This window comes from Pseudoalteromonas sp. ATL1 (genome assembly GCF_058933015.1).
This window is the reverse complement of record NZ_JBZYXL010000002.1, coordinates 806,232-829,602: the sequence shown is the minus strand read 5'-3', so window position 1 is coordinate 829,602 and position 23,371 is coordinate 806,232. Positions and strand designations below refer to the sequence as shown.

The following is a 23,371-nucleotide window of genomic DNA, read 5'->3' as shown; positions in this document are numbered from 1 at the left end:
TGTAAAAGAATGTATATAAATAGAATTTTAACTCAAGCTAGCTGTGCTCAAAGTAAATACGATAAGTTGCAGACCAAATTGGGAAGTCTGGTATGCGCTCAGTCCACATACCTCCCACATTGAGGTGTATTTGAACAAATTAATACAAGTGCACGATAAAAAAGGCCAGCTAAAAGTACAGGCCTAAAAGCCGTTGCCAACTTACCTCCAATACGGGTTAATTAAAAGTTCGCGTTGAAAGTAATACCAGTTATCTGGGAAGAATCACCGTCATCATAAGATGCTACAACATAGTACTTGTCAGAGAAAAAGAATTTGGCTTCAAACTCTAAGCTAGAATCGCCGGGGCTAACTGCAAATCCCCAACTCTCATTGATATAGTAACTGACCGTTACTTGTGTGGAGGAGTCTTGAGCGTGTGCAATGTAAGCGTGAGCGACATCAATAGCAACGTGTTGACCACCCTCTAACTTTTTAAAATAGCGCCCCGAGATTGACCAATCATCGGCGTTATCGTCTAGGCTTACTGACACTCCAAAATAATCGAAGTTGTTGATTTGGTGATTATAGGATGCACCGACCGACACATCATCTGAACGGTGGCTAGAACGCTGGCTTGTCATAGAGACTTGTAAGCTGTCATTGTACGAGTAGCCAAAACCAATAGCATGATAGCCTGTTCTGCTTAAATCATAGACATGAGCACTGACAAACCAATCATTTACATGTGCTCTGCCTCCAATGCTAAGCACATTGTCTGTATAAGAATCTGCATAGTTGATGGATACATTTGAGTCTGTAGTCAAATAGCCGTAGTCATCCCATACCCCTGTACTTTGCTGTGGTGCGAAGTAGTAAGTGCTTGAAAAACCTTTAGAGTGATAAGTTTTCTTAGGGAAATGTAAACTTTCAATGCCTTCGACATCTAAGCGAAAAGCTTTTTGACTTAGGTAACTGTAACCGGCCGAATTGAACCACTGTTTACCTGAAGCATCACTTGCAAATGAATTGAATGGGAGCACTAATGCTAAACACGGAAATATATACTGCATATTTCGCATTCCTTATGGAATTTAATAGATGGACGGCGTTCTTGCTTATCCGAGATTTTTGGAGGTGCATAAGGTACAGGTTGTGAGAAACGACTGCAACATAGGTGATGCAGTTTAATGTTTATCTGTCGGATTTATGTGCATATTAGCTGTGCTCAAAGTAAATGCGATAAGTTGCAGACCAAATTGGGAAATCGACATCCATCAAATAACAGATAAAATCGTCCGACTTTAGCTGGGCATAATTGAGTAAGTAATTAACTTTAGCGAGCATTGTGGGTGTTTGACTCAGAATATTGTGTGGGTTTTGCATACTCACTACACGAAGTTCAGGAAAATCCGGTAAGCGTTCAGTCCACATATCTCCGGCATTGAGTTTACCTTCTTCTACTTTTTGATTGCCATGGTAACAGCCTACATTGACATTTGAACTTCTATCAATGGCTTTATCTACCATCACCAGCAACGTCAGTCTTTTTGTTGGGTTTTTAATAGAGATACTAGTTGAACTGCATTGACTCTTATGTGTGAGTGGGTTGACGAGTTCATCAGGGTTATTGAAAACAAAAGTAGCATCAAAACTAGATTCGTCGGGTAAGTCGTCAAACACGATCCCTGAATTACTCGGTGAATAGCTACTGTATGCCTGATCTAGTCCCGATGTTGAAAATGCGTCAGCAATGCCTATGGAAAACTTATTGGGCTCTACTTTACTGGCATGAGTGAGTAACTCTGGACGAGTAAAATCACTGGGGTGGGGGTGAGTATAAAACTGCACAAACGGGGGGGCCCCACGTTGACGCTTAATTCCCGATTTACTGATCAAGGCCACTTCTTGCAAAAAGTCAGCTTTTTCGTGCTGCCTAGTGAGTATATAGGTGCAGAAAATCTCCTCTACACTAAACCCCAATAAAGACTTGGCCGCATAGTATAGTTGCGCGCGCTTGTCTTGTTGATGGGGCGTTTCATCAACATTGGGTGTATTGAGTTGTTGCAACTGACGTTTAAGATCGGCATGACTGCTTGCATGTTGTTTGACATTCTTGGCAAACAATAGAGCGGCCTGTTGTAACTGCTGATGACTTTGCGCTGAGATATGCCTTTGCAGTTTATCCGCAAACTCCTCCAGCGCTTTCGCACCCGGTAATTGCAACAGTACTTGATCGCCCGTCGCGGCTTTTTTAGCGTTGAAGATCCGTTGGCAGTTTGACCTATGGTAATTTAAAAATTTGGTTAGACCATTGATGGTATGTGCACTGGCGGGAAGCTCAGAAAATACAGCGTTTAGATTTTTTTTAATTCGCTCACCAAGTCGGGTGAGTTCACTGACGCTTTGCTGATTAAGTCCCATGTTATCAAGTCATTATTTAGTCATAAAAGTTAGATTACATGGGACTTAGCTATTTTTAAAGTCCGGTTGAGAAATTAAAAACTGTGATTACTGACAGCTACCCACGCGAGACCATGGACCCCAAGGACCTGAACTTTGTGGATTTTCACCTTGTACCCACCAGTTTGCTCGGTAAACTACACCTTCAACTTGAGCAAGATCACCTTGCTGATACACGGTTTGTGCAGACCATGCCTGAACGCCGTTACAGTTACCAGTACCGCCATCGGTAACCGTTACTGACTTAGACACAGATACAGACTGATTATTATTATCTACAACAGTCAGGGTGACTTGGTAGCTGCCCGCTTGTGCATATGTGTGGCTAGGAGCGTATGCAGAGCTTGTAGATCCGTCACCAAAGTTCCATTGCACAGCTGAGATGTTACCCGTACTGTTGTTGCTAAAGTTTACGGTTAAGCCACTTGCCGCTGCGCTGAAATCAGCAACCGGTACAGATGTGTCACCACATGCATTGCCTTTTTGCCATACGCTTGGGTATAAATCTGGCTGTGCACCTTGTGACCACCAAATTGCAGTGTACTCATAGCCATTAAAGCTTACTTTGTCATTGAGTGCATATGACTTAGACGCACTCCAAGCATCAACACCGTCACAGCCAATTGGGCCTGAACCGTCAGTTACTTTAACTTGCTTAGAAGTGGTATTTGTTTGACCTTTCGTGTCAGTTACAGTCAGTTGTACGTTGTAAGTACCCGACTCACTGAAACGATAAGTTGGGTTAGCTTGGTTTGATGTACCGCCTTGGCTATCACCAAACTTCCAGCTATGGCTCTGAACACCTTTGTCATCGGTAGAGCGGTCAGAGAATGTTACCGATAAACCATCTGCGCTAAAGTCAAAGTTAGCGACAGGTGCTCTATCATCTGGATCTGTTGTACCTACACCTGTTTTTGCTTTAATCCAGTTTAGGTAGCTTGTTGTTCTTGTGAATGCCGATGCACCTTGACATGCAATCCCCCAGCTCACGGTACCAATGCTGTAAAAATCATTGCCAACACGCACAGCGAACGGGCCACCACTGTCGCCATTACATGCTGAACGACCACCTTGGCCGCCACCACAAATCACAGAGCTTGGGATGTTATAGCTTAATTGACTGCTACAGCTTGAGTTTGTAATAACAGGCAAAGCCACTTCTCGTAACGTGTCACTCGCGCTACCTCTGTTTGAGGTTAAACCCCAACCAGATACAGTGACATAGTCGCCAATATCTGCATATTGCTGTTCAATTTCAGCGGTAGCCAACTTAGCTGGGGTGTATTGACTGCTTGCTGGTGACGCTAAACGCAGTACCGCAATATCGTAGCCAGAACGAATACTATTCGCACCACGCCATTGTTCGTGGCTAATAATCTGAGATACACGTAACGTTTGGCCGTCGTTTCTACTCATTGAGTGTGCACCCACACGTACAGTAAGGCTACTTGTTGAAGCGTTATCAACACAGTGTGCTGCCGTAAGAACCCAATCTTGACTGATCAACGTACCGCCACAGCCTTGGCGACCATTCATCAGTAGTGCTACTTGGTAAGGTCTTGATTGTGGTTGTGATTCTGAACCACCCACAATAGCAATGTCTACATCAGGTGCCGTTGAAGTCTTGGCTGCTAAAAGCGGTGAAGCCAGTGTGCCCAAAACCGTCAAAGCGATAGTTGTCATTTTATTCTTGTACATGTTGTATCCTTGTTGTTACTCGTTAGTGAGTAATCTAGGAATAATCTGAGATATATTTTAGATCAATAGGTAGATTAAGGTTTGTTCAAGGTCAGACCAGTTCAATTTGCACGCATAGTACAAATAAAAGTCAAAAAATTAGTAAGTTACGCGTATTGAATAATTTACAAACGCAATGTAAATGGATGTAAATGCGGTGGTGTTAATGTAACTTTTTTGTGGTTAAAGTGGTTCGCTGAGTATTTTTTGGTCAATCGTCTTTATATGTAATCTAACGTTCATAAATCTGGCTCTATTTTATGGTTTAATCCTTCTGGTCTATACCAGATTGAGAGTGAACTATGGAAAATTATTTATTATTGACACCCGGCCCACTGACAACATCGAAAACCGTCAAAGAAGCCATGCTGAAAGATTGGTGTACATGGGATGACGATTACAATCAGCAGATAGTACAAGCTATCAGAACGCAATTGGTTGAACTTGCAACTGCCAGCAACAGCTATACAAGCGTACTGATGCAAGGTAGTGGCACCGCAAGCGTTGAGGCTGCACTGGGGAGTCTAGTGACTGAGCGAGATTGTGTGTTGATCATAGATAACGGCGCTTATGGTAAGCGCATGGCACAAATAGCTCACGTACTGAATATCAACCATCAGGTACTCAAATTTGCCGAAACTCAGCTCCCTGACTTGGCGTTGATAGAGCAAGCGATTAATGACAATCCAGCCATTAGCCATATTGCGATGGTACATTGCGAAACAACCACAGGCATGTTGAATCCTGCTTATCAAGTCGGTCAAATCGCAAAGCGACATAACAAGTTGTTTATGCTTGATGCAATGAGCAGTTTTGGCGGCATTGAAATGGATATTGCCGAGTACGGCATAGACATATTAATCAGCTCAGCCAACAAGTGTATTCAAGGTGTGCCTGGTTTTGGCTTTGTGATATTGAAAAAGCACATCATCGAAAGTAGTCAAGGTTACGCTCGCTCACTGAGTTTAGATTTGTATGATCAATGGCAAACAATGGAGCGATACAACGGGAAGTGGCGCTTTACGTCACCCACTCATGTGGTACGGGCATTTTACCAAGCATTGGTTGAGCTGCACCAAGAAGGTGGTGTGTTACAGCGTCATCAGCGCTACGCACAAAATCAAAAAGCGTTAGTGCAGGGCATGCGTGAACTCGGTTTTACAACTTTACTGGCTGATGACTTGCAGTCACCGATCATCACGTCATTTTATTCACCACAAGCAAGCCGTTATAACTTTGAGCTGTTTTATTCTGTGTTAAAAGAACAAGGTTTTGTGATTTACCCGGGGAAAGTCTCAGACGCAGAATGCTTTAGAATTGGTAATATTGGCGAGGTCTATTTGCACGATATTCAAAGGTTACTTGCAGCGATTGAACGAAGCCGATTTTGGCTAGATTAAAATCTGAGATAAACCATTAAATATTGAGGCGTTCAATAGGAACGCCTTGAAATATAGGGATAAAGTTCTTTTAGCGTCCTTCCATGACCATCTCAATTGCATCATGTAACCAGTACTCAATATTGTAGTCGGCTAATTTACCATTACTCTCGTAACGCTTACGGATCACTTTAAGACACGGTGCACCACTATTTTTTTCAAGCAATATAGCCACGTCATCGGGTAATACGGTAACACTAATCGTGCAATGCTCATTACTGACTTGCACGTTATACTGCTGCGCCATAACTTGGGTAATTGAGCCATCTAGCGGCATTTGCTGCAGTTGTTCGAATCGGGTGGCATCGCAAAAAATATCTTCATACATGACGAGCCGTTCGTCCAAGCTTCTTACACGGGTTAGGTGAAATAGTTGGGCGCTGTCAAAATACGGTGCCAATGATTGTGCGCTTTCGCGACCAATGCTGATAACCTTGGTGCTTGGCGTAAAACCTTGCTCTGTAGCAAGTTCATTAAAGTTGACCTTGGTGGCAGGGTGCCACTTAAGCTTTTTAGCGGTAACAAACCAACCTCGACGCTTTTGACTATACACCAACCCTTCAGCTTCAAGGCGAATTAAGGCTTCTCGAACGGTAATACGGGTTGAGCTAAAATGCTCTTGCAAGGTTCGCTCTGAAGGGAGTTTTGAGCCAGCCGTCAACTGCCCTTCAGCAATAAGCGTTTGGATATAGTTTCTTATTTTTTGATATAACAACATAGTAATCTGTTCGCACTCGCGGTGCACACTCGTGTATTAATGTGATTGCTGGCATAGCCTAGCAAGTTATACGGCATTAAGCTCTAGCATCTGCAAATAATACAATATGCAAAAAGCAACATTATGACAGTGTGTCAGCTTTGCCAGCCGCGCCCGACAATCTGGCTAAGTATGCATCGAGTTTGTTTACTGAGCGGTTGTTATCTTCTCGGTGTTCTTTTCTGCGAATGGCGTTTCTGACCACATACGCGCCGAGTGTGCGAATGGGCTCAACGGGAAATTGTGCTAAGCGTTGATTGACTAAACCACTGTTTTGCCATCTGTCTTGTTTATTTAGTAGTAGTGAACTCAATATTTTACCGCCTAGGTAAGACTGCACCACGCCATTGCCTGAATAACCAGAGCCATAGAAAACTTGGCTTTGGGTCGACATTTCACCAAAAAAAGGAAAGCCGCTCACGCTTCTATCCGAGGGGCCCGTCCAGGTGCGTTCAATGTCGATTTGATTGCGGCCAAAAAAGTACGCGAGCGAGTTACTTAGAATTGTTTGGTAGCTGCTTGGGGCATCAAATTTTTGGCGTACTTTATTGGCAAAACTGAAGAAGTTTCCACCTTTGCCTAGCATCAAACGACCATCTGATGTGGTTCGATAGTAGTTAACGAAGATGCGAGAATCAATCACTGACGCACCGTGGTTCAAGCCTAATTCTTCGAGTCGTTCGGGAATAGGGCGCGTGATCATCATATCCGATGAAACAAGCACTACATTACGGTTAAATGCGGGCAGCAGAGTGGGGAGCCAAGCGTTCACAGCAAAGACGAGTTGATTGCACAATAAGGTGCCTTGCATGCCTAGATGTTCAAAATTCAAGGTGATGGGTGCACTGCCTTGATGGTTTAAATATTGGCAATGTTCGAAAACCTCAACGCCCATTCCTTGCGCAACGCGATTTAAGCCTCTCACTAATTGGGCTGGCTGTACACTCCCAGCATGCGGTGAATACAGCGCAGTAAGATGTTGCCTTGAGCCTGTTCGCCGCATTTGCTCAGGTGGCACGTGGCGCCAATGATTTAGGTTAGCTTTGGTGAGCGCTTGCATACATGGTTCAAGAATACCCAGTTGCGCACGATTTGATGCGCTCATATACACCCCATCAACGCGTAAATCACAATCAATATTATGCGTTTTAGTGAACGCTTGGATGTCATGCACTGCTTGCTCTGATGCTTGCACTAAAAATGCGGCTTGGTCGTCGCCAAAGCGCTGTTTTAGGCTTAGATATTTACTCGACCAAGTTAACATCGCACCGCCATTTCGCCCTGAGGCGCCTTGACCACACAAATCTTTTTCGATGATGGCAATACGTTTTTCTGGACACTGTTGTTTGACTTGGATGGCGGTCCACAGTCCAGTGAAGCCACCACCTACAATGACAATATCAAACTGCTTGCCACTAGGAGAACGAGTATCATGTGATGGCTTATGTTGAGCGCCTAATTGGCGCTCATGCTGCATGGCTTGATCAAACCAAAATGGTTGAAAAGACATTATGGACGTTCACCACGTGTTAATCGCGCATTGATTTCATTAAGCACAGGCTCAATATCCGCGAGGCTGTCTATCACGAAATGTGCACCGGCTTGAGATAAGTGTGCGTAAGCTTCACGTTTAAGTATTGTTTGTTGTTCAGTAGATAAGAGTGACCAATCTTCTTTACTTAGTCCTACGGCGTTGCCACTGAGTGCCACACCCACGGTCCACATGCCTGCATTTAAGCCTTCGAAAATGCCCGGTGTTGAATCATCCACTTTGACACAAGCTGCGACGTTAGAAATACCCAGTTTTATCACATTCTCAAGCGCCATCCAGGGGCCTGGGCGCGAGCCTGCGGCAAGCTCATCACTGGCAACACTGTGATCTGGGTGATAGCCATAGTCAGCGGCAGCGCGTTCTAACTCTTCCATCACAGTGCGCGGGTAACCAGAGCAACTGCCAATTTTAACGCCTTGTTTTTGAAGACGTTCGATTACTTCTAAAACGCCGTCAATTGGCATTGCACGCTCTGCGACTTTGGCTTTTTGGAGTGGCATAAAGGTTTGATAGATGTGATCAATTTGCTCATTGCTCATTGGCTCACCAAATTGCGCACACCAACGCTGGTTTACTTTTTTTAGCTTGCCCAGTGCTTCAATGTGTTCCCACTTACCCATGCCCATTGGAATACGCGCTTCCTCGAGGGTAATATCAAAATCATAAGCGGCTTTAAAGGCTTCAACAAAAATGCTGGTGGGTGCAATGGAGCCATAGTCGACGACTGTGCCAGCCCAATCTAAAATAAGTGCTTGAATATGTTGCATAGTTTTTCCTTAGTAGAGTAATTAGTAACTGGTAGCGAGTGTTTTGCTGCGCATTTTGGGTGATAAAACGGTGTGAAAGTACACCGCTGAACTGGCGACGAGACCGGCCGCTATGATGCTCACCCAATAACTGGTCGCGATAAAGAAGTTCAGCCAAGACAGGTCGGGTTGTGCAAAGGTGCGATAAAGTAAAATGCTAACCGAGCCGATGTAACCGGCAGAATCAGCAAGGTACAGCAAGAACCCGACATTGGCTGTGCCACCGACGACGGCAACCATGCGATCGAATAAAAAGCAATTGTAGGGAATATAGGCAATGTACAGGCCAGCCCCCAAGGTCACCATCCAAGTCTTGGCATCGATAAATTGTGATTCGAAAGCATAAGTGCTGAGTCCCAGCAGCAGTGCGCCAAATAGAATAAAACCATGGTTTACAAAAAAGGCTTTTTTGTTATTTTTGACCAACACCATGGCGGCCAAGGCCAGCAGCACAAAAAATGCGATGCGAATACCTGCATAGGCGAAAATACTCGGCTCTGAACCATACCCGAGCGCTTGCCACAGTTCGGCAGAAAAGTTATCTCTAAAGTCTCTAAATCCCGTGAACAGTAAAAAGCTGAGTAATAGCGCACAAATGCCAAACCAGTAGCGTGTAAAAAACTGCCAGCGGGCCTTGCCATCCATTGGCACACGTACTTTACGCTGAGCAATATCCTGCGCATTAGGTTCTGGTAATAAAGCTAAGCAATATACGCTGATGAATAACAGGGGTAAGAATAGGGCTCCCGTGGCGGCTGGCATCCATAATTCATGAACAGCAAATGCATCCATGAGGTAACGGCCTACCGTTTTGACAATACCTGACGCCAAAATAAAGGTAATACACAGTATCGCGCCGAGGATCTCGGTAGTGCGTCTGCCTTCGAGAAAGCTAAATACCACGCCCCAGATCATGCCAAGAGATAAGCCATTTAAGAATAAGCACACCACATTAAGGCCGACGGGCAGTAGCGCAAAAAGTACGAGTGACAACTGGGCTAGCAGTATCATCAAAATAATGGCGTGTGCGCGTTTATCGTGATGCATTTCGGAAATCACTTTGACGCCGATAAATTTCGCCAACATATACCCCAGCACTTGGCTCAAAACCAGCGCGACCTTGTAACTGACTAGCCAATCAAAGGTGTCGATGTCGGCATAGCTGACGGCAGAAAATGGTTTTCGAAATGCATACATACAAAAGTAAGTGATAAATGCACTGGTTGCGGCGAACAAGACAAAAGCGGGCCCTTGTGCTTTATTCAGCCAATGCGATGAAGATAACGACATAGATTTACTCATTCAGTAGAACTCAGTGTTGGGTGCACCACGAATAATCATATTCGTGGTGCAATGTGCTGATTAAAAGCGGTAATTCAATCCAATCATGCCGCGAATACCGTAGTATTCCACTTGCAGCGGTCGGTTTTCGTTGCCTTGGTAATACTTCAGCGGTTCGTTGGTGAGGTTATTTAGCTCTAAGTAAACTAGCGCATGGTCGTTAAGCTGATATGACGTGGTAAAATCTACGCTGGTGTTGTCACCGTAGTAACGGTCTTGTTGTGCGGTTTTGCCATGCTCTTCAATGTATTCTCCTTTGTGGTTAAGGGCTAAGCGCGCGGCAAATACCGTGTTGTCAAAATACAAGGTCATGTTATACAGCGCATCCGCTTGACGAGGAATTGCAACATCGGCTCTGTCAGGCGTAGTCATTTTTGAGTCCATAAAGGTGGCGTTTGCCATTACCCCAAAATATTTCAACGACGGCGCGATAAACCCTAAATCTCGGTTAAAGGCGACTTCTAAGCCGACGAGTGAGGCATTTTCGCCATTTTCAGGGCGGAGCAGGTTAACGCCTTGTTTATTGCCGTAGCTACCCACCGAGCTGTTTTGAAAGATAGGGTCTTCAATATCTTTATAAAACACACCGGCAGAGAACAAGCCAACGCGCTCAAAGTAGTGCTCATACATTAGATCAATATTATTCGAATAGGTTGGTTCTAGGTCTGGGTTACCTGAGTGCAGTTTGTTTTCTATTTCTAAGTAAGTGGCACCCGGCGACAAAGAGCCAAAATCAGGGCGTGCGAATGTACGCGTCAGTGCCAAACGCACGTTGTTCATATCATCAAAGCGATAGGTGGCATGCAGTGCAGGGAGTACCGATAGATAGTCATTTTCAGCATGATTGCTCACTACACGTTTTTCGTCTTTTAAATAGGTGTAACCATCTACTTTTGTGTCGGTGCGTGTCAGCCTCACCCCGCCGAGTATTTCTAGTTGGTTACTGGCTTGATAAGTTGCCATGGCATAGGCGCTGGCATGTTGCTCTTCAACATTAAAATTACGACCGAGTGCGCCGCCATTGCTCACCAAAGCAGATTCATCTTCAACCAGTCTAAATTTATGCTTATTCTGCGTCCAAAACTGGGTTAGTTCATCAGTGCTGGCAACTTGCGAAAATTGGCTGTGGTAATCGATATTCAGTTCGCTTAAATAATCATTTCGACCCGGTTGAGCAGAGAGCTTAAAGTTAGCTAGAGTAGGGGCATCACCATAATTTGTAGCATTCCACTCATAAAACTCATCGGCAAAGCTTGCTTGGCGCACTTTGTCACGGTATTTCACGCCAAATTTCACCGTCAAGCTGTCATCAAGCTGCCAGTCTAAATCGGCAGAAAATACCGCGCGGTCTTTTTCATTTACGAATACTTTGTATAGTTCAACCCACGCGAGTTTGGTTTTAGACGGGTCCATACGAAAGTCGCTGGGTAAGTGATTGCTGATGGCATTCCAAGGATCAGCGCCGCCGTCTATTTTGTTATATGCGTAATTTTTCCCGGTTTTTCTATCTTCTAAACCGATGTAGCCAACATTCTTTTGATCAAAACGAACCACAAAATAACTGTTGTCTTCGGTATTGGGCATATCGCCATAGCGGAACTCGTTGTCGTAACTGGCTAACGACCAAGAGAGTGTTTTATCAAAACCCAAATAGTGCTCGCCAGCCAGTTCAAAACCTTGCATCTCGGTGATAAGTTCGTTGCGAATGTGTTGCACTTCAACGCGGTCTTTATCAAAACGCATGCGATGTTTATAGTGAGTCTCATCATCTATTAGGGTGCCATACATGGCGCTTGCACTGAGGGTGCCTTGCTCTAGGCGATACTCAACTGAACCATTTAGACCATAGGTTTCACGCGTACCGGTGTAATCACGCAGCTCTAAACGGTGAATACCTATGCCATCATTACCGCGACGTGGTTCATAGTTATCGGTGGCCCAATCACGCTGCCAAGCGGTTGCGTTGATTAAAAACCCCAACTTGTCGTTAAGCAAGCGGTCGCCATATAGAATACTGGCAGAGTAATTTTCACCATCCGATAGCTCATTGGTTCCCACGGCAAAGTTGGTGTTCAATACAAACTCATCAGGCGCTTTTTTGGTAATGAAATTGACGTTACCGCCAATGGCATCGCCTTCTAAATCTGGGGTAATGGCTTTAGATACTTCAACAAATTCAATTAATTCACTCGGAAAAAAGTCGAACGCAGTGGCACGGCTGGTAGTTTCCTCTTCGGCCGTTGGCAGGCGATTACCATTGATTGACGCTGAGCTCCACTGTGAAGGTAGGCCACGTACAGCCACAAAACGCCCTTCGCCTTGATCTCGTTCTATCGATACACCGGGAATGCGCTGCACCGCTTCGGCGGCATTGCGGTCTGGTAGTTTACCTATGCCATCGGCTGAGATCACATTAATGATGTTGCTGGCATTTTTTTGCGTATTGGCAGCGGCCATTTCGCCGCGTTGAATTTGGCCAACGGCAACCACTTCTTCAATGCCGCTTTCTACCTGCGCATTTAGTACAATTGGCGTAAGTGCTTTACGCTCGTCATCCGTTACGGTGATGCTCAGTGTTTTGGATTGATAACCCATGTAGTTCACTTCAAGCTGATACGTGCCAGCGGGGAGTGTGGGTAATTCAAAGCGGCCATTAAAGTCAGTGACTGCGCTTTTGTTACTACCAAGCACTTTGATCAGTGCGCCGGATAAGGTATGTTGCTGATCTTTTACGATACCGGATAGTTTTGCGTCCCCCGCAAGTAAGTGGGGGCTGGTCAGTAATAAAACGCTGCTCGCTAAGATAGAAAGTTTATTCATTGTCGGTTTCTCAGTTGGGTTTATTCTGGTCTAGACCAATTTATTTGAAACCTATAATAGAGACGCTTTTTTACAAAACCGTGACGTTAAGATGAAACCAGCATGATCGTACTGATTTTTTAAATAGTAACTGTCACTGATCTTCGAGTGAAAAGATGTGTTAACTTAATGCAGCTACAATGAACCGCTCATTCGGTCAAAGCAGTTTGAATGGGCATAAAAATAAGTTAAGTTTTTTACTTAATTTTGGCTCCTTAACAATATGGATGACGTGCCGGCTTGCTCTTCAGAGTAGAGTATTTTGTACCCAATATTTTTGGTGGATTTTTGATGTGCTTTTTTCTTTAATAAAAACAAGTGTATACTTTAAGAGTGTTCCCCGTACTCACGGGGCTAAACCGGCGGAATCGGTAACATTGAACCCTACGTTGTTGTGTTCCCCGTACTCACGGGGCTAAACCGTATATGAGACTGACCGTAAATCTTGTCGTTAAGTGTTCCCCGTACTCACGGGGCTAAACCGCAGTTGGTGCTGAATTGGATCAGCGGATAACGGTGTTCCCCGTACTCACGGGGCTAAACCGGAAACCAGAATAGGGAAACCCGCGAGTTGCCGGTGTTCCCCGTACTCACGGGGCTAAACCGATAAAAACGCACGTGGTATCTTGTCAAGTAATGTGTTCCCCGTACTCACGGGGCTAAACCGTTGACTAAAAATATTCAGGATATGCGACTACGGTGTTCCCCGTACTCACGGGGCTAAACCGGCTAAAAAGCTAGATGACAGTGTGGCTGATATGTGTTCCCCGTACTCACGGGGCTAAACCGCTGAAAAGAACATGTCAGTTAATAACCTGCGTGTGTTCCCCGTACTCACGGGGCTAAACCGTGATTGGCTATTGCTATGGCGTCATCTTTATCGTGTTCCCCGTACTCACGGGGCTAAACCGGTTTCCGATTTTTAAATAGTTCTCGCCTGTAAGTGTTCCCCGTACTCACGGGGCTAAACCGTACAACACCGTATCTAAACACTGGAGTAAACAGTGTTCCCCGTACTCACGGGGCTAAACCGATGCGAATGTGAAATTAAACAAATGGTCGAGTGTGTTCCCCGTACTCACGGGGCTAAACCGAACTAGACTCTAAATGTATAGAGGTAAACAAGGTGTTCCCCGTACTCACGGGGCTAAACCGTCGAGTTCGTGCTCCCCTTCCCATTCAATATCGTGTTCCCCGTACTCACGGGGCTAAACCGAATTTATTTTACGGGCAGAGCTTAGATTCTAAGTGTTCCCCGTACTCACGGGGCTAAACCGCCATACGGTTTGCATCTGCATCTGACTCTTGAGTGTTCCCCGTACTCACGGGGCTAAACCGTCATGGATGCTGCTATTCCTGACGTGGAACTGGTGTTCCCCGTACTCACGGGGCTAAACCGCTGAAAAGAACATGTCAGTTAATAACCTGCGTGTGTTCCCCGTACTCACGGGGCTAAACCGTGATTGGCTATTGCTATGGCGTCATCTTTATCGTGTTCCCCGTACTCACGGGGCTAAACCGGTTTCCGATTTTTAAATAGTTCTCGCCTGTAAGTGTTCCCCGTACTCACGGGGCTAAACCGTACAACACCGTATCTAAACACTGGAGTAAACAGTGTTCCCCGTACTCACGGGGCTAAACCGATGCGAATGTGAAATTAAACAAATGATCGAGTGTGTTCCCCGTACTCACGGGGCTAAACCGAACTAGACTCTAAATGTATAGAGGTAAACAAGGTGTTCCCCGTACTCACGGGGCTAAACCGGTAAACTGTTTCTATTCTTAGCATTTCTTACCGTGTTCCCCGTACTCACGGGGCTAAACCGCCATGAGCCAGAAATAAGCGAGATGGGCCTAGGTGTTCCCCGTACTCACGGGGCTAAACCGTCGAGTTCGTGCTCCCCTTCCCATTCAATATCGTGTTCCCCGTACTCACGGGGCTAAACCGAATTTATTTTACGGGCAGAGCTTAGATTCTAAGTGTTCCCCGTACTCACGGGGCTAAACCGCCATACGGTTTGCATCTGCATCTGACTCTTGAGTGTTCCCCGTACTCACGGGGCTAAACCGTCATGGATGCTGCTATTCCTGACGTGGAACTGGTGTTCCCCGTACTCTCGGGGCTAAACCGCGTAGGATAACAATATCCCCCTGCTTTGATTTGTGTTCCCCGTACTCACGGGGCTAAACCGCCAATGCAACAAGTACCAGATACTCGCTTTACGTGTTCCCCGTACTCACGGGGCTAAACCGCAGGGGCATTTGTATAACTTGTCGTTTGATGGGTGTTCCCCGTACTCACGGGGCTAAACCGCCTCACGTTAGATTCTGTAGGTGACAACCCCAGTGTTCCCCGTACTCACGGGGCTAAACCGCCAGACGGCAAATAAAACAAAACCCGCATCAAGTGTTCCCCGTACTCTCGGGGCTAAACCGTGTGTTTATTCTGGTTTTGTAGTTCAAGTTCATCCCTGAAGCGGCTTTCTTCGGTCATCCATGACCTCACCTCAACAAGCTGCGAAACGGTGTTTCGGTCTTGTTTCGCCCTCGTACACACGGGGCTAAACCATACATTTCATCGTTGCTGTTCTAATAAGTACAAGATAGGGAAATATTTAATATATTTAGTGGGTTAGTATGTAAAGGTGAAAATAAAAAACGCATGACGAAAGCCATGCGTTATTTTTAAATGTTTATGTGTTAGTTGGCTGGAACAGAGCTAATCGGATCTGCTGTGCCACCGCAATCAAACTTGGCAACATGCTCATTGCTGCCGATGGTGCTAGGTGTGCCAGTGGACGAATCCCATTCTAAACCGCAATTTTTGCCACTGATGGTGGTGTAGATTGTGTTGCTGGATATACGAACAGGATCGGCTTTGTCGCTGCAGTCGAACTTAGCGAGGTGTTCATTACTGTCTAAAACTGATGGTACACCGTCGCTTGCATGCCATTGTAAGCCACAAGATGAGCCATAAATATTGGCATAAATGATGTCATTCATTACCAATAAAGGATCGGCTGAACCACCGCAATCAAACTTTGCAACATGCTCTGAGCTTTGCAAAATTGAAGGTGAGTCCACATCCGCGTCCCACTCAAAACCACAATTACGACCAGAAATAGCGCTGTACAGCTTATTGTGATCTTGATGGCTTAGCAAAGAAAGGCCATCAAGCGATGGGTCAAAGGATAGCTGCATAAAGTCCATGATGGTCGGGACGATTGAGGTTTGTGCAGGCTTATTGTATAGGCCTGAGAAATCCTGATTGGCGACAGAAATATAGCGTAGATTTCGCATCGGCAATGACTTATTGCTGGCTATAAAGATGGTTTTTTCGCTGAGCGTTTGATTACCGTGACCATAGCCATTGCTCCCATTTCGGCCGTGATCTGTGGTCACAAGCACCAACCAATCTTCACCAGTACGTTGCTGACGTTGTTCAACCGCATCTAACATTTGGCCAAGGCGTCTATCACTATCGATAATGGATTTATCGTATTGAGACCCCCAACCATGGCCGTGACCGGCACCATCAGGCTCATCTAAATGTACAAAGATAAAGTCAGGTTTAGCGCTTTGCAAAGTATCAATAACCCGTTGTGTACTACTCTCATCACTGCCTCCTTGTGAGTGCGCGCTCAGTAGTGGCATATCTTGAGAAACGATTTGTGAATTAATTGTCCCCCATGTGGAGAAAGAGTAGATCTCAGCACTCGCATCATGCTGGTGGATACGCCTAAAAATACTTGGCCAGTTAGCATTGATGGGCCCCGTGTAATTATCAGGTATTTGGTGCTTATTTACCCATACGCCAGTCAAGATGGTTGCCCAACCCGGACCACTGCTGGTTTTTTGTTGTGAAAAACGGCCATTTACGCCACCAGCATACGCTTTGGTAAGGTTGAGCCTGTCAAATGCGGGGGTAGGCAAGCGTTGAATATGCTCAAGTTGCGTGCCATCAATACCCACTAAAAGAACGTTTTTGTCAGTTTGAGCTGCCATGCTGGCAAAACTTGGCAGTAGCGCAAGCGCGCCTAGTAGTACTTTTTTCATTTTAGATTTTTCCTCATTTCCAGTTTAAATGTGTCTCACTTGGACTCTGGTATAGTCCAGATTTTGTGTGATTTTTTAGTGACAGACACAAGAAAGATCAGAGCGATTTTTATGACTTTGGTCATAAATTAGCCGTATTGACGTAAGCTGGCGCGATTAATAAGTTTGTAATACCGCGTAATCGACTAATTTATCGGTTGTTTTTACTCTTATTAGTGAATGTATGGTTGCCTTGCTTATGTGAATGTAAGTGGGCCACTGTGCAGAGATAAAACTCTATGCGTATCAAAGTGGGTTTATACGCAGAACCTACCTTTTAAAGGAACGATGATGAATAAGCTAACCAAACTGTCGTATTTATGCGCATCTTTGCTTGTTGCAGGATGTAATTCCACACCCCAAACCGTTGTACCAGAGCCAATTGAAAATGACTCAAGAGAAGCTGTTTTGGTTTTTTATAATGGCCACCCATACACTTTCTTTTCCACTTAGTAACTGAACACATTTCACAGGTTGAGAATTATCATCACTGAATCTACAAAATTAATGGTCAAACTATCACGACATGGCAATCACCTACGAGATCAAAACAACAGAAATAAAACCGTACACGTATAGAACCCCTTTAATTACTCCAGATGAAAATGGCGAACTTGCTGTGGAATATTCTCGTCAACAGCCAAAGCATATAAAGAAACTTGTTCTACTAAATTTAGTCGGAAGAAACTGCGACGGGGAGATCGTCTCTTACGAACCCCTTGAACAAGTTAACCGATTTTTACTAGCGCACCACATTGATGACAACAAACAAGAGTCAGAGCAATACAGCAAGGGACTAGTTCACTACTTTTCATTCTTAATTGAGTTACAGCGCTTATGGGATTCTGAATATGATGAAGAACTTCACGACGAACTGATTGACCTACCTAGGCCTAGCTGGGACACGTTCCCATTTAGAAAAAGTGATAAAGCTACGTATCAGTATCGAGAAGCTTTAAGAAAGGCTGTGTTAGAGCCGAACGAACCTAGCCAAGCAATAGCCAGGACTACCGCGACAGCATACATGAGCGCTGTTGTGAAATTTTACTCTTTCCATATTCGAAACGGCTTTGCATTTAATAACCCTCCCTTTGAGCATGAGGTCATTTCTATAAAATATCAGGCAGACAGCTCGAACATTAGAGCTTACTTAACTAAAGATGTGCACACTACAGATTTACGATTGAATCTAGGCAGATCTAGGCGCAATGAAGGTGGCTCATTACCTTCTAGTCGAAGAGATCTGAAACCGTTAACAAACAACGAATGGAAAGCCGTAGAAGACATTCTCACCAATACACACCGCATAATTAAAAACGTTGGTGGTCATCTAACAACAGCCAAGCTATCAATTGAATACTGTTTGTTTTTTCTCGTTGCCCGGTACACAGGACTTAGAAAAGAAGAGGTGGCCAGTCTTCACAAAGGACAAGTGTTAAAGCCGGATGAAATAAAAAAAGCAATGAGGTTTGGTGTTGGAGGTCAATACGGCTCCTTAACAAAGACTGGTGGTTCAGGTAACAAAGCTCGACAGACAATTATTCCAACTCGCATCATGCAGTTATTGTACGAATATACAAGAAGTGACCGATACAACAAGCGCATCTCAAAATACAAAGAACTTTGCAAGCATAAGCGAGATCAAGGCGAGTTATGTTATTTTGATGGAGAAGATGGTGTCGATGAATCAAAAGAGTATTTATTCATTAGCCAAACTGGTGTGCCATTCTTCACCAAATCCTCAGAAGCGAATGCAAGATGGAATGAAATTAGAGCAACAGTAAAGGCGACCTCAGAACTTGAGGTTGAGGGAACTATACACAATCTTCGCGCAACATTTGCCGTTTCACTTTTTAGACTTCTATTAAAACATGTGACTCCTGATGAAGCACTAGCTCTTGTTTCAGAGTGTCTAGGGCATGAGGAACAGTCAGTTACGCTGATGTACCTTAAGATTGCTCAAGATGAGCCGACAGGCGATGAAGCTTATGAAGACATCCTTGAATTCATAGGTGCTTTCGAAGAAACAGACAAAGTACTGACAGAGAAAGAACAATGACCCAAGGAAGAAATAAGCGAAAATCTCTCCGACCAAATAGGAGCCGTGTTAAAGGCAATGCAGAAGTACAAACTCTTCATCTAACCGATATGGTCATCACGGTAAATAACAGCACTCTGCGCTTCGAAAGATTTGCCTATAAGCATTGCCCGCCACTTTTCCACGGGACGCATAAAATTGACAGCAATGAGCATGTTGATATGCAAAGAGGAAAATTTGTTCGCCAACTTTTTTCAATTTTTAATGAGAATGTAACCGCAACCACAGCTTCAAGGTATGAGACGCTAATTAGATACGTTCGGTGGATGGATGAACACAACCACAGCGCAATCCATGACGATATGCTCCACTGGGAGTTAATCGAAGGATTTATGAGTTGGTGTGGCCTTCAAAATAGCAAAGGCACTATATCTCGCCCTCTTTGGGGGCGATATAGAACAAACATCTCCTGGCTATTAAAGCGCCTAAATAGAGAAAGCGAAGCGAGAAATCTACCTACAGTAAAAAATGTAGTGGCCCACACGACACCTCACAGCAGTCTTGACATAGAGCATGAGCTTAAACCAATCACAAAGAGGCTTTTTAACGCCTATTTTAAGATGCTGGAACATTATAAGTCTGGTACTAAACCAGATAGGCACCCTCTTTACGATAAAGAGCTATTGACTCGCATAGCAAATAAAAGAGGACTAAAAGGTAGCGGTAGAACCCACCACTACGCGGCGTTTAGTAAGGCAGTAAACCCCAAATTTGGCCACCCCAACAACGTTATTACAAAGATAGCCATGATGCTTTGCTATTTATTTACCGGAAAGAACACCACACCTTTAGCTAATATGAAAATTTCTGACGTCAGATTCAGAGAGGTGCAAGGCGGAAAGTACATTCTAGATTCAGTGAAAGGTAGGGCCAATCATCAAGAGCAAGACAACGCCCTTGGTTTTAGCAAGCATGCAAAGAACTTTATGGAAAGCTGGTTAGCTGTTGCAACAGACATGGCTCTCGGCGACTCTAACGCCCCTCTTTTTCCGTATTATATGAAAAATGGTGAAGTGAGAACCTATACAGAAAAAAATTCCACACCTCACCAGAGTATTAACAAGCTTTTAGCCAGGCTAGAGTTACCTAAAATAACCCCTTCAATACTTAGAAAAACTAAAATGGACGCACTTTTCCAGGCTACAGAATCAGTGTACCTGGTCTCGATGTCCGCAAACAACAATATAAAAGTAACTGCGTCAAAGTACTTAAATGGCACAACTGGCGAACACGAAAGCAAATTAAAAGCTGCTATGGACGCAAAGTTTTCTAACGCTAAAGGAATTGATATTAATACTGCTGTTAGCGATGCAAAACTCAAACACGCCCACATTCTTGACCATTATGAGTACGAAAAACTTAGAGAAGGTGCGAATAGGCGTAATGAATCAAGAACGCCGACAGGTGTAAGATGTAAAGATAACAAACAAGGTGCGGCTCAAACCATAAACAAAATGCTAAAACGTATTGGGGTCAACATCCATGTGGATGAGCAAGCTTGCACTAGTTTCCTTGATTGCTTTGAATGCGAACAACACTCACTGGTTTCTGATGTTACTGACATTTGGCTGATGATGTCATTTAGAGAGACACTGCAACAACTTAAACTGACACCTGCGATCAACTCGATGCCGCCTGCAAAAATGAAATCACTTTTCAATACTATTGAAAGCATCTTGGAAGGATTTAAAGAAAAATCGTCAGAAAATTACATGGAGGCATTAGAGCTTCAGAAGAAATCCCCACACCCTCTATATTCAAATGTTTACAGCCTACATGATTTACAGGAGGTGTTTTCATGAACTCAGCGATAGAAATTAATTTAACTTCAGTTCCTCAATATCATAAAGATAAACCTGTAAGCCTGCACAGTGACGGTAGCGTGGAAAGCTATATTTTTGATAACACCTGGAGATTTACAGGTACTATAAACACCGGTGTAGGCAAACCAATAGCAGTCAGTTTTGCCAAAATTGATATTAAATACCGAAAAGGCATTCAGTCTACACTTGCATATTTCATTGACACACATAAACAAAAAGACAAAACACACCCTACAATCGGCCAAATTCAACATTGGAAGCAAGGACTTTACCTCATTGCCCAATGTCTGAAAGCGTGCAACTGGGGCTTAATGACAGACGATAACTTGTTCTCAGAATTCAAAAAATCATTAAGAAAAATTGTTATTGAAAGAGTTCTTTCCCAAACACAAATTAACAACTTGGTAACCACTTTGAATCGTCTGAATAGGCTCAAACTGTGTCAAAGATTTTGCACGATTGAAGGTCTGAATGTTACAAGCCCTAAGGGGGTAAAACAGCATATTGCAATGCCCGCAAACATGTACCAACAAATACTAAGCGAAGCTGTATCGACCGTTGAGACATATCATCCCCATCGCCATGAAATTTCAAGGCTGATGCGCAGGGTTCAAGAGATATATCAAGAAGAAAAACATCGAACAGGCTGCTCCTCAACTCCAGGCCAAATAAATGACAGAACTAGCAAAAGGGTGCGAGAGATAAAGCACAATATTCCAAATTTTAAACTTACCCGTGATGGGACATACATAACAAACATTCTAGTTCCGTGTGCCGTAGTTATATTAGCATTTAGCGGTGTAAGAGTTGGGGAGTTGCGAAACTTCTCCAAAAACAGCTATGAAGAAAGAAGTGGGACAAGCAATATTGCCATTAGCTTATTAAGGGGCGAAACCACGAAAGCCGTAAATGGCATACCTAAAAAAGAAATATGGCAAACCCACCCCATCTCAAGAGATGCGCTTGAATTGGCCTATGAATGTACTGAATACCTTCGAGAAGCCTTTAAGGCAGAAGTGAATAATAAATACAACAAAAATGCCATAACTACAGATGAATACAACAGAGTTATTAGGGCACTTGAAAGCGCTTTTCTGCCAACACAGCCACAGCACAACTCAATTAAAAACTATCAATCAACAGCGACAGGTTCAAAAAGGATTTTCAGTTACATACAGAGCTTAAATATCAAAGCCACAAAAGAAGATGTCGAGTCATTCAACCTTCTCAACCCAACATGGTACGGAGAACTTAAAGTAGGTTGTACCTTACCTAAATTGAGCGCTCATGACTTTAGGCGTTCATTTGCAGTATTTTTTAGGCGCTATGGATTCGGCACCTCTTCAACAATCAAATTTCAGTACAAGCATAGCAATATTAACATGTCTGACTACTACGGTAATAACGCTCAGCTTCAGTCCATGGAAGATGTTTTATTAGATACCGATTTAATCCAGTTGATGCATGAAGAAGGAGTTAACTTAGGGGTGGATATATTTGATGAAATATACAATGAATCAGAGGCTCTAAGTGGTGCCGGTGGAGAGCGTATCACCAAAGACAAATTCGAAAAGCTGAGTACTGGAGAACGCACGTACATGACACGGGGTGAAATTGAGCGTCTAGTTCGCAGCGGAACTATTTCTGTTGTCAAGCTACCCACAGGTGGATATTGCATGAATGCCTCTTGCAGCAGAGTTTGCGGTATAGGTGAGTTCGCGGCTGAAATTAAACCTTGTGAACACCAAGTGATCACCGATAAGGAAGCAAAAAAAATCCACCGACAAAATCTACGTTTAATAAAGACATTTCGAGCATTAAACACAGGCGACCCTATGATGAACAGCATACTTATTGCTACCAAGCAGAAGATCAAGCGAAACGAAATTTTAATTTACCAACACGGACTCGAGTTCCAGAGCTTTGAGGATGATGTGGAAGGTACAATAATGACTTCCGGAGTTTAGACATGAAAACAAATGGAACAGCCATAGATCGATTAAGAGCTGCACTTCAACGCTTAATGTCAGGCAAGCCAGTAAGAGTAAAGCTTACAGGAAAATTAACTCTGAACAAAATCAATAATGAAGCTGGATTGGGAAATAGCTATATACACAAGTTTAAAGAATTTATTGAATCCGAAGCTAAGCCTGCTATCGAAACATTTAACTCAGACTACGACCCGATAAGAGCAAAACTACTAGGGAACGAGACCGAACTCTCTGAGGTAGAAAAACTCAAAGTTAAGTTAAAAAAAGAAATTGCTCTAAAGGAGCAATACCGTCAGGAGCGAAATGAAATGATCTCGATAAATAAAAAGCTAGAAGCTCAAAATAGTACTTTGATGTTCAGGACCTATGAACTACAAGAGCAAGTAAACGCGCAAAATGTTGTCAAACTTTCTCGTTAACCAAGGAGACAA

The 23,371-nt window shown here is 44.0% G+C and carries 14 protein-coding genes and 1 CRISPR repeat array; of the genes, 5 read left to right on the top strand and 9 right to left on the bottom strand.

Annotated elements, in window-relative coordinates:
• Positions 1-221: 221 nt before the first annotated feature.
• The 3 genes from AC5FX4_RS21630 to AC5FX4_RS21620 all read right to left on the bottom strand — a co-directional run bounded on the left by AC5FX4_RS21630 (position 222) and on the right by AC5FX4_RS21620 (position 4,140).
• A complete protein-coding gene (locus AC5FX4_RS21630) occupies positions 222-1,052 on the bottom strand; it encodes a putative porin (RefSeq protein ID WP_493608486.1) in 831 nt (276 codons plus the stop codon).
• A 145-nt stretch (positions 1,053-1,197) separates the two neighbouring features.
• The gene (locus AC5FX4_RS21625; protein ID WP_493608485.1) at positions 1,198-2,403 is read right to left on the bottom strand and encodes a hypothetical protein; all 1,206 of its coding nucleotides are present in this window, start codon (positions 2,401-2,403) and stop codon (positions 1,198-1,200) included.
• Positions 2,404-2,490: 87 nt separating this feature from the next.
• On the bottom strand, positions 2,491-4,140 hold the full coding sequence (locus AC5FX4_RS21620) for a trypsin-like serine protease (RefSeq protein WP_493608484.1): 1,650 nt from the start codon (positions 4,138-4,140) through the stop codon (positions 2,491-2,493).
• A gap of 341 nt (positions 4,141-4,481) precedes the next feature.
• On the opposite strand from AC5FX4_RS21620, the gene phnW reads away from it, so the two are divergent.
• Entirely contained in the window at positions 4,482-5,579 is a 1,098-nt protein-coding gene (phnW, locus tag AC5FX4_RS21615) for a 2-aminoethylphosphonate--pyruvate transaminase (RefSeq protein WP_493608483.1), read from the top strand.
• 70 nt (positions 5,580-5,649) lie between these two features.
• Here phnW and AC5FX4_RS21610 read toward each other — a convergent pair whose 3' ends face one another.
• The 6 genes from AC5FX4_RS21610 to AC5FX4_RS21585 form a co-directional block, all read right to left on the bottom strand.
• The gene (locus AC5FX4_RS21610; protein WP_493608482.1) at positions 5,650-6,336 is read right to left on the bottom strand and encodes a UTRA domain-containing protein; all 687 of its coding nucleotides are present in this window, start codon (positions 6,334-6,336) and stop codon (positions 5,650-5,652) included.
• Between the two features lie 121 nt (positions 6,337-6,457).
• A complete protein-coding gene (locus AC5FX4_RS21605) occupies positions 6,458-7,885 on the bottom strand; it encodes an FAD-dependent oxidoreductase (protein ID WP_493608481.1) in 1,428 nt (475 codons plus the stop codon).
• Complete coding sequence (phnX, locus tag AC5FX4_RS21600; protein ID WP_493608480.1) at positions 7,885-8,694, bottom strand: phosphonoacetaldehyde hydrolase; 810 nt, start codon at positions 8,692-8,694, stop codon at positions 7,885-7,887. The genes AC5FX4_RS21605 and phnX overlap by 1 nt, the downstream gene beginning before the upstream one ends.
• Positions 8,695-8,715: 21 nt before the next feature.
• Entirely contained in the window at positions 8,716-10,023 is a 1,308-nt protein-coding gene (locus tag AC5FX4_RS21595) for a DUF5690 family protein (protein WP_493608479.1), read from the bottom strand.
• A gap of 72 nt (positions 10,024-10,095) precedes the next feature.
• Positions 10,096-12,894, bottom strand: coding sequence for a TonB-dependent receptor (locus AC5FX4_RS21590; protein WP_493608478.1), 2,799 nt, complete (start codon positions 12,892-12,894; stop codon positions 10,096-10,098).
• A 372-nt stretch (positions 12,895-13,266) separates the two neighbouring features.
• A CRISPR array of direct repeats spans positions 13,267-15,369; the repeat unit is 29 nt; unit sequence GTGTTCCCCGTACTCACGGGGCTAAACCG.
• Between the two features lie 264 nt (positions 15,370-15,633).
• On the bottom strand, positions 15,634-16,989 hold the full coding sequence (locus AC5FX4_RS21585) for an alkaline phosphatase family protein (protein WP_493608477.1): 1,356 nt from the start codon (positions 16,987-16,989) through the stop codon (positions 15,634-15,636).
• A 565-nt stretch (positions 16,990-17,554) separates the two neighbouring features.
• Here AC5FX4_RS21585 and AC5FX4_RS21580 point away from each other — a divergent pair.
• Genes AC5FX4_RS21580 through AC5FX4_RS21565 form a run of 4 tightly spaced genes read left to right on the top strand, consistent with a single transcriptional unit; the run spans position 17,555 to position 23,359 of the window.
• Positions 17,555-19,087: a tyrosine-type recombinase/integrase gene (locus AC5FX4_RS21580; protein WP_493608476.1), complete on the top strand. Its 1,533-nt coding sequence runs from the start codon at positions 17,555-17,557 to the stop codon at positions 19,085-19,087.
• Positions 19,084-20,928, top strand: coding sequence for a hypothetical protein (locus AC5FX4_RS21575; RefSeq protein WP_493608475.1), 1,845 nt, complete (start codon positions 19,084-19,086; stop codon positions 20,926-20,928). The genes AC5FX4_RS21580 and AC5FX4_RS21575 overlap by 4 nt, the downstream gene beginning before the upstream one ends.
• Positions 20,925-22,916, top strand: a complete 1,992-nt coding sequence (locus AC5FX4_RS21570) for a hypothetical protein (protein ID WP_493608474.1) — start codon at positions 20,925-20,927, stop codon at positions 22,914-22,916. The genes AC5FX4_RS21575 and AC5FX4_RS21570 overlap by 4 nt, the downstream gene beginning before the upstream one ends.
• A 2-nt stretch (positions 22,917-22,918) precedes the next feature.
• Positions 22,919-23,359: a hypothetical protein gene (locus AC5FX4_RS21565; RefSeq protein ID WP_493608473.1), complete on the top strand. Its 441-nt coding sequence runs from the start codon at positions 22,919-22,921 to the stop codon at positions 23,357-23,359.
• The last annotated feature ends 12 nt before the right edge of the window (positions 23,360-23,371 follow it).

What these genes read in the sequence shown, in the direction of transcription:
- AC5FX4_RS21630 (WP_493608486.1), bottom strand. Translation starts at nt 1,052, where the DNA reads ATGCAGTATATATTTCCGTGTTTAGCATTAGTGCTCCCATTCAATTCA.
- AC5FX4_RS21625 (WP_493608485.1), bottom strand. Translation starts at nt 2,403, where the DNA reads ATGGGACTTAATCAGCAAAGCGTCAGTGAACTCACCCGACTTGGTGAG.
- AC5FX4_RS21620 (WP_493608484.1), bottom strand. Translation starts at nt 4,140, where the DNA reads ATGTACAAGAATAAAATGACAACTATCGCTTTGACGGTTTTGGGCACA.
- phnW (WP_493608483.1), top strand. Translation starts at nt 4,482, where the DNA reads ATGGAAAATTATTTATTATTGACACCCGGCCCACTGACAACATCGAAA.
- AC5FX4_RS21610 (WP_493608482.1), bottom strand. Translation starts at nt 6,336, where the DNA reads ATGTTGTTATATCAAAAAATAAGAAACTATATCCAAACGCTTATTGCT.
- AC5FX4_RS21605 (WP_493608481.1), bottom strand. Translation starts at nt 7,885, where the DNA reads ATGTCTTTTCAACCATTTTGGTTTGATCAAGCCATGCAGCATGAGCGC.
- phnX (WP_493608480.1), bottom strand. Translation starts at nt 8,694, where the DNA reads ATGCAACATATTCAAGCACTTATTTTAGATTGGGCTGGCACAGTCGTC.
- AC5FX4_RS21595 (WP_493608479.1), bottom strand. Translation starts at nt 10,023, where the DNA reads ATGTCGTTATCTTCATCGCATTGGCTGAATAAAGCACAAGGGCCCGCT.
- AC5FX4_RS21590 (WP_493608478.1), bottom strand. Translation starts at nt 12,894, where the DNA reads ATGAATAAACTTTCTATCTTAGCGAGCAGCGTTTTATTACTGACCAGC.
- AC5FX4_RS21585 (WP_493608477.1), bottom strand. Translation starts at nt 16,989, where the DNA reads ATGAAAAAAGTACTACTAGGCGCGCTTGCGCTACTGCCAAGTTTTGCC.
- AC5FX4_RS21580 (WP_493608476.1), top strand. Translation starts at nt 17,555, where the DNA reads ATGGCAATCACCTACGAGATCAAAACAACAGAAATAAAACCGTACACG.
- AC5FX4_RS21575 (WP_493608475.1), top strand. Translation starts at nt 19,084, where the DNA reads ATGACCCAAGGAAGAAATAAGCGAAAATCTCTCCGACCAAATAGGAGC.
- AC5FX4_RS21570 (WP_493608474.1), top strand. Translation starts at nt 20,925, where the DNA reads ATGAACTCAGCGATAGAAATTAATTTAACTTCAGTTCCTCAATATCAT.
- AC5FX4_RS21565 (WP_493608473.1), top strand. Translation starts at nt 22,919, where the DNA reads ATGAAAACAAATGGAACAGCCATAGATCGATTAAGAGCTGCACTTCAA.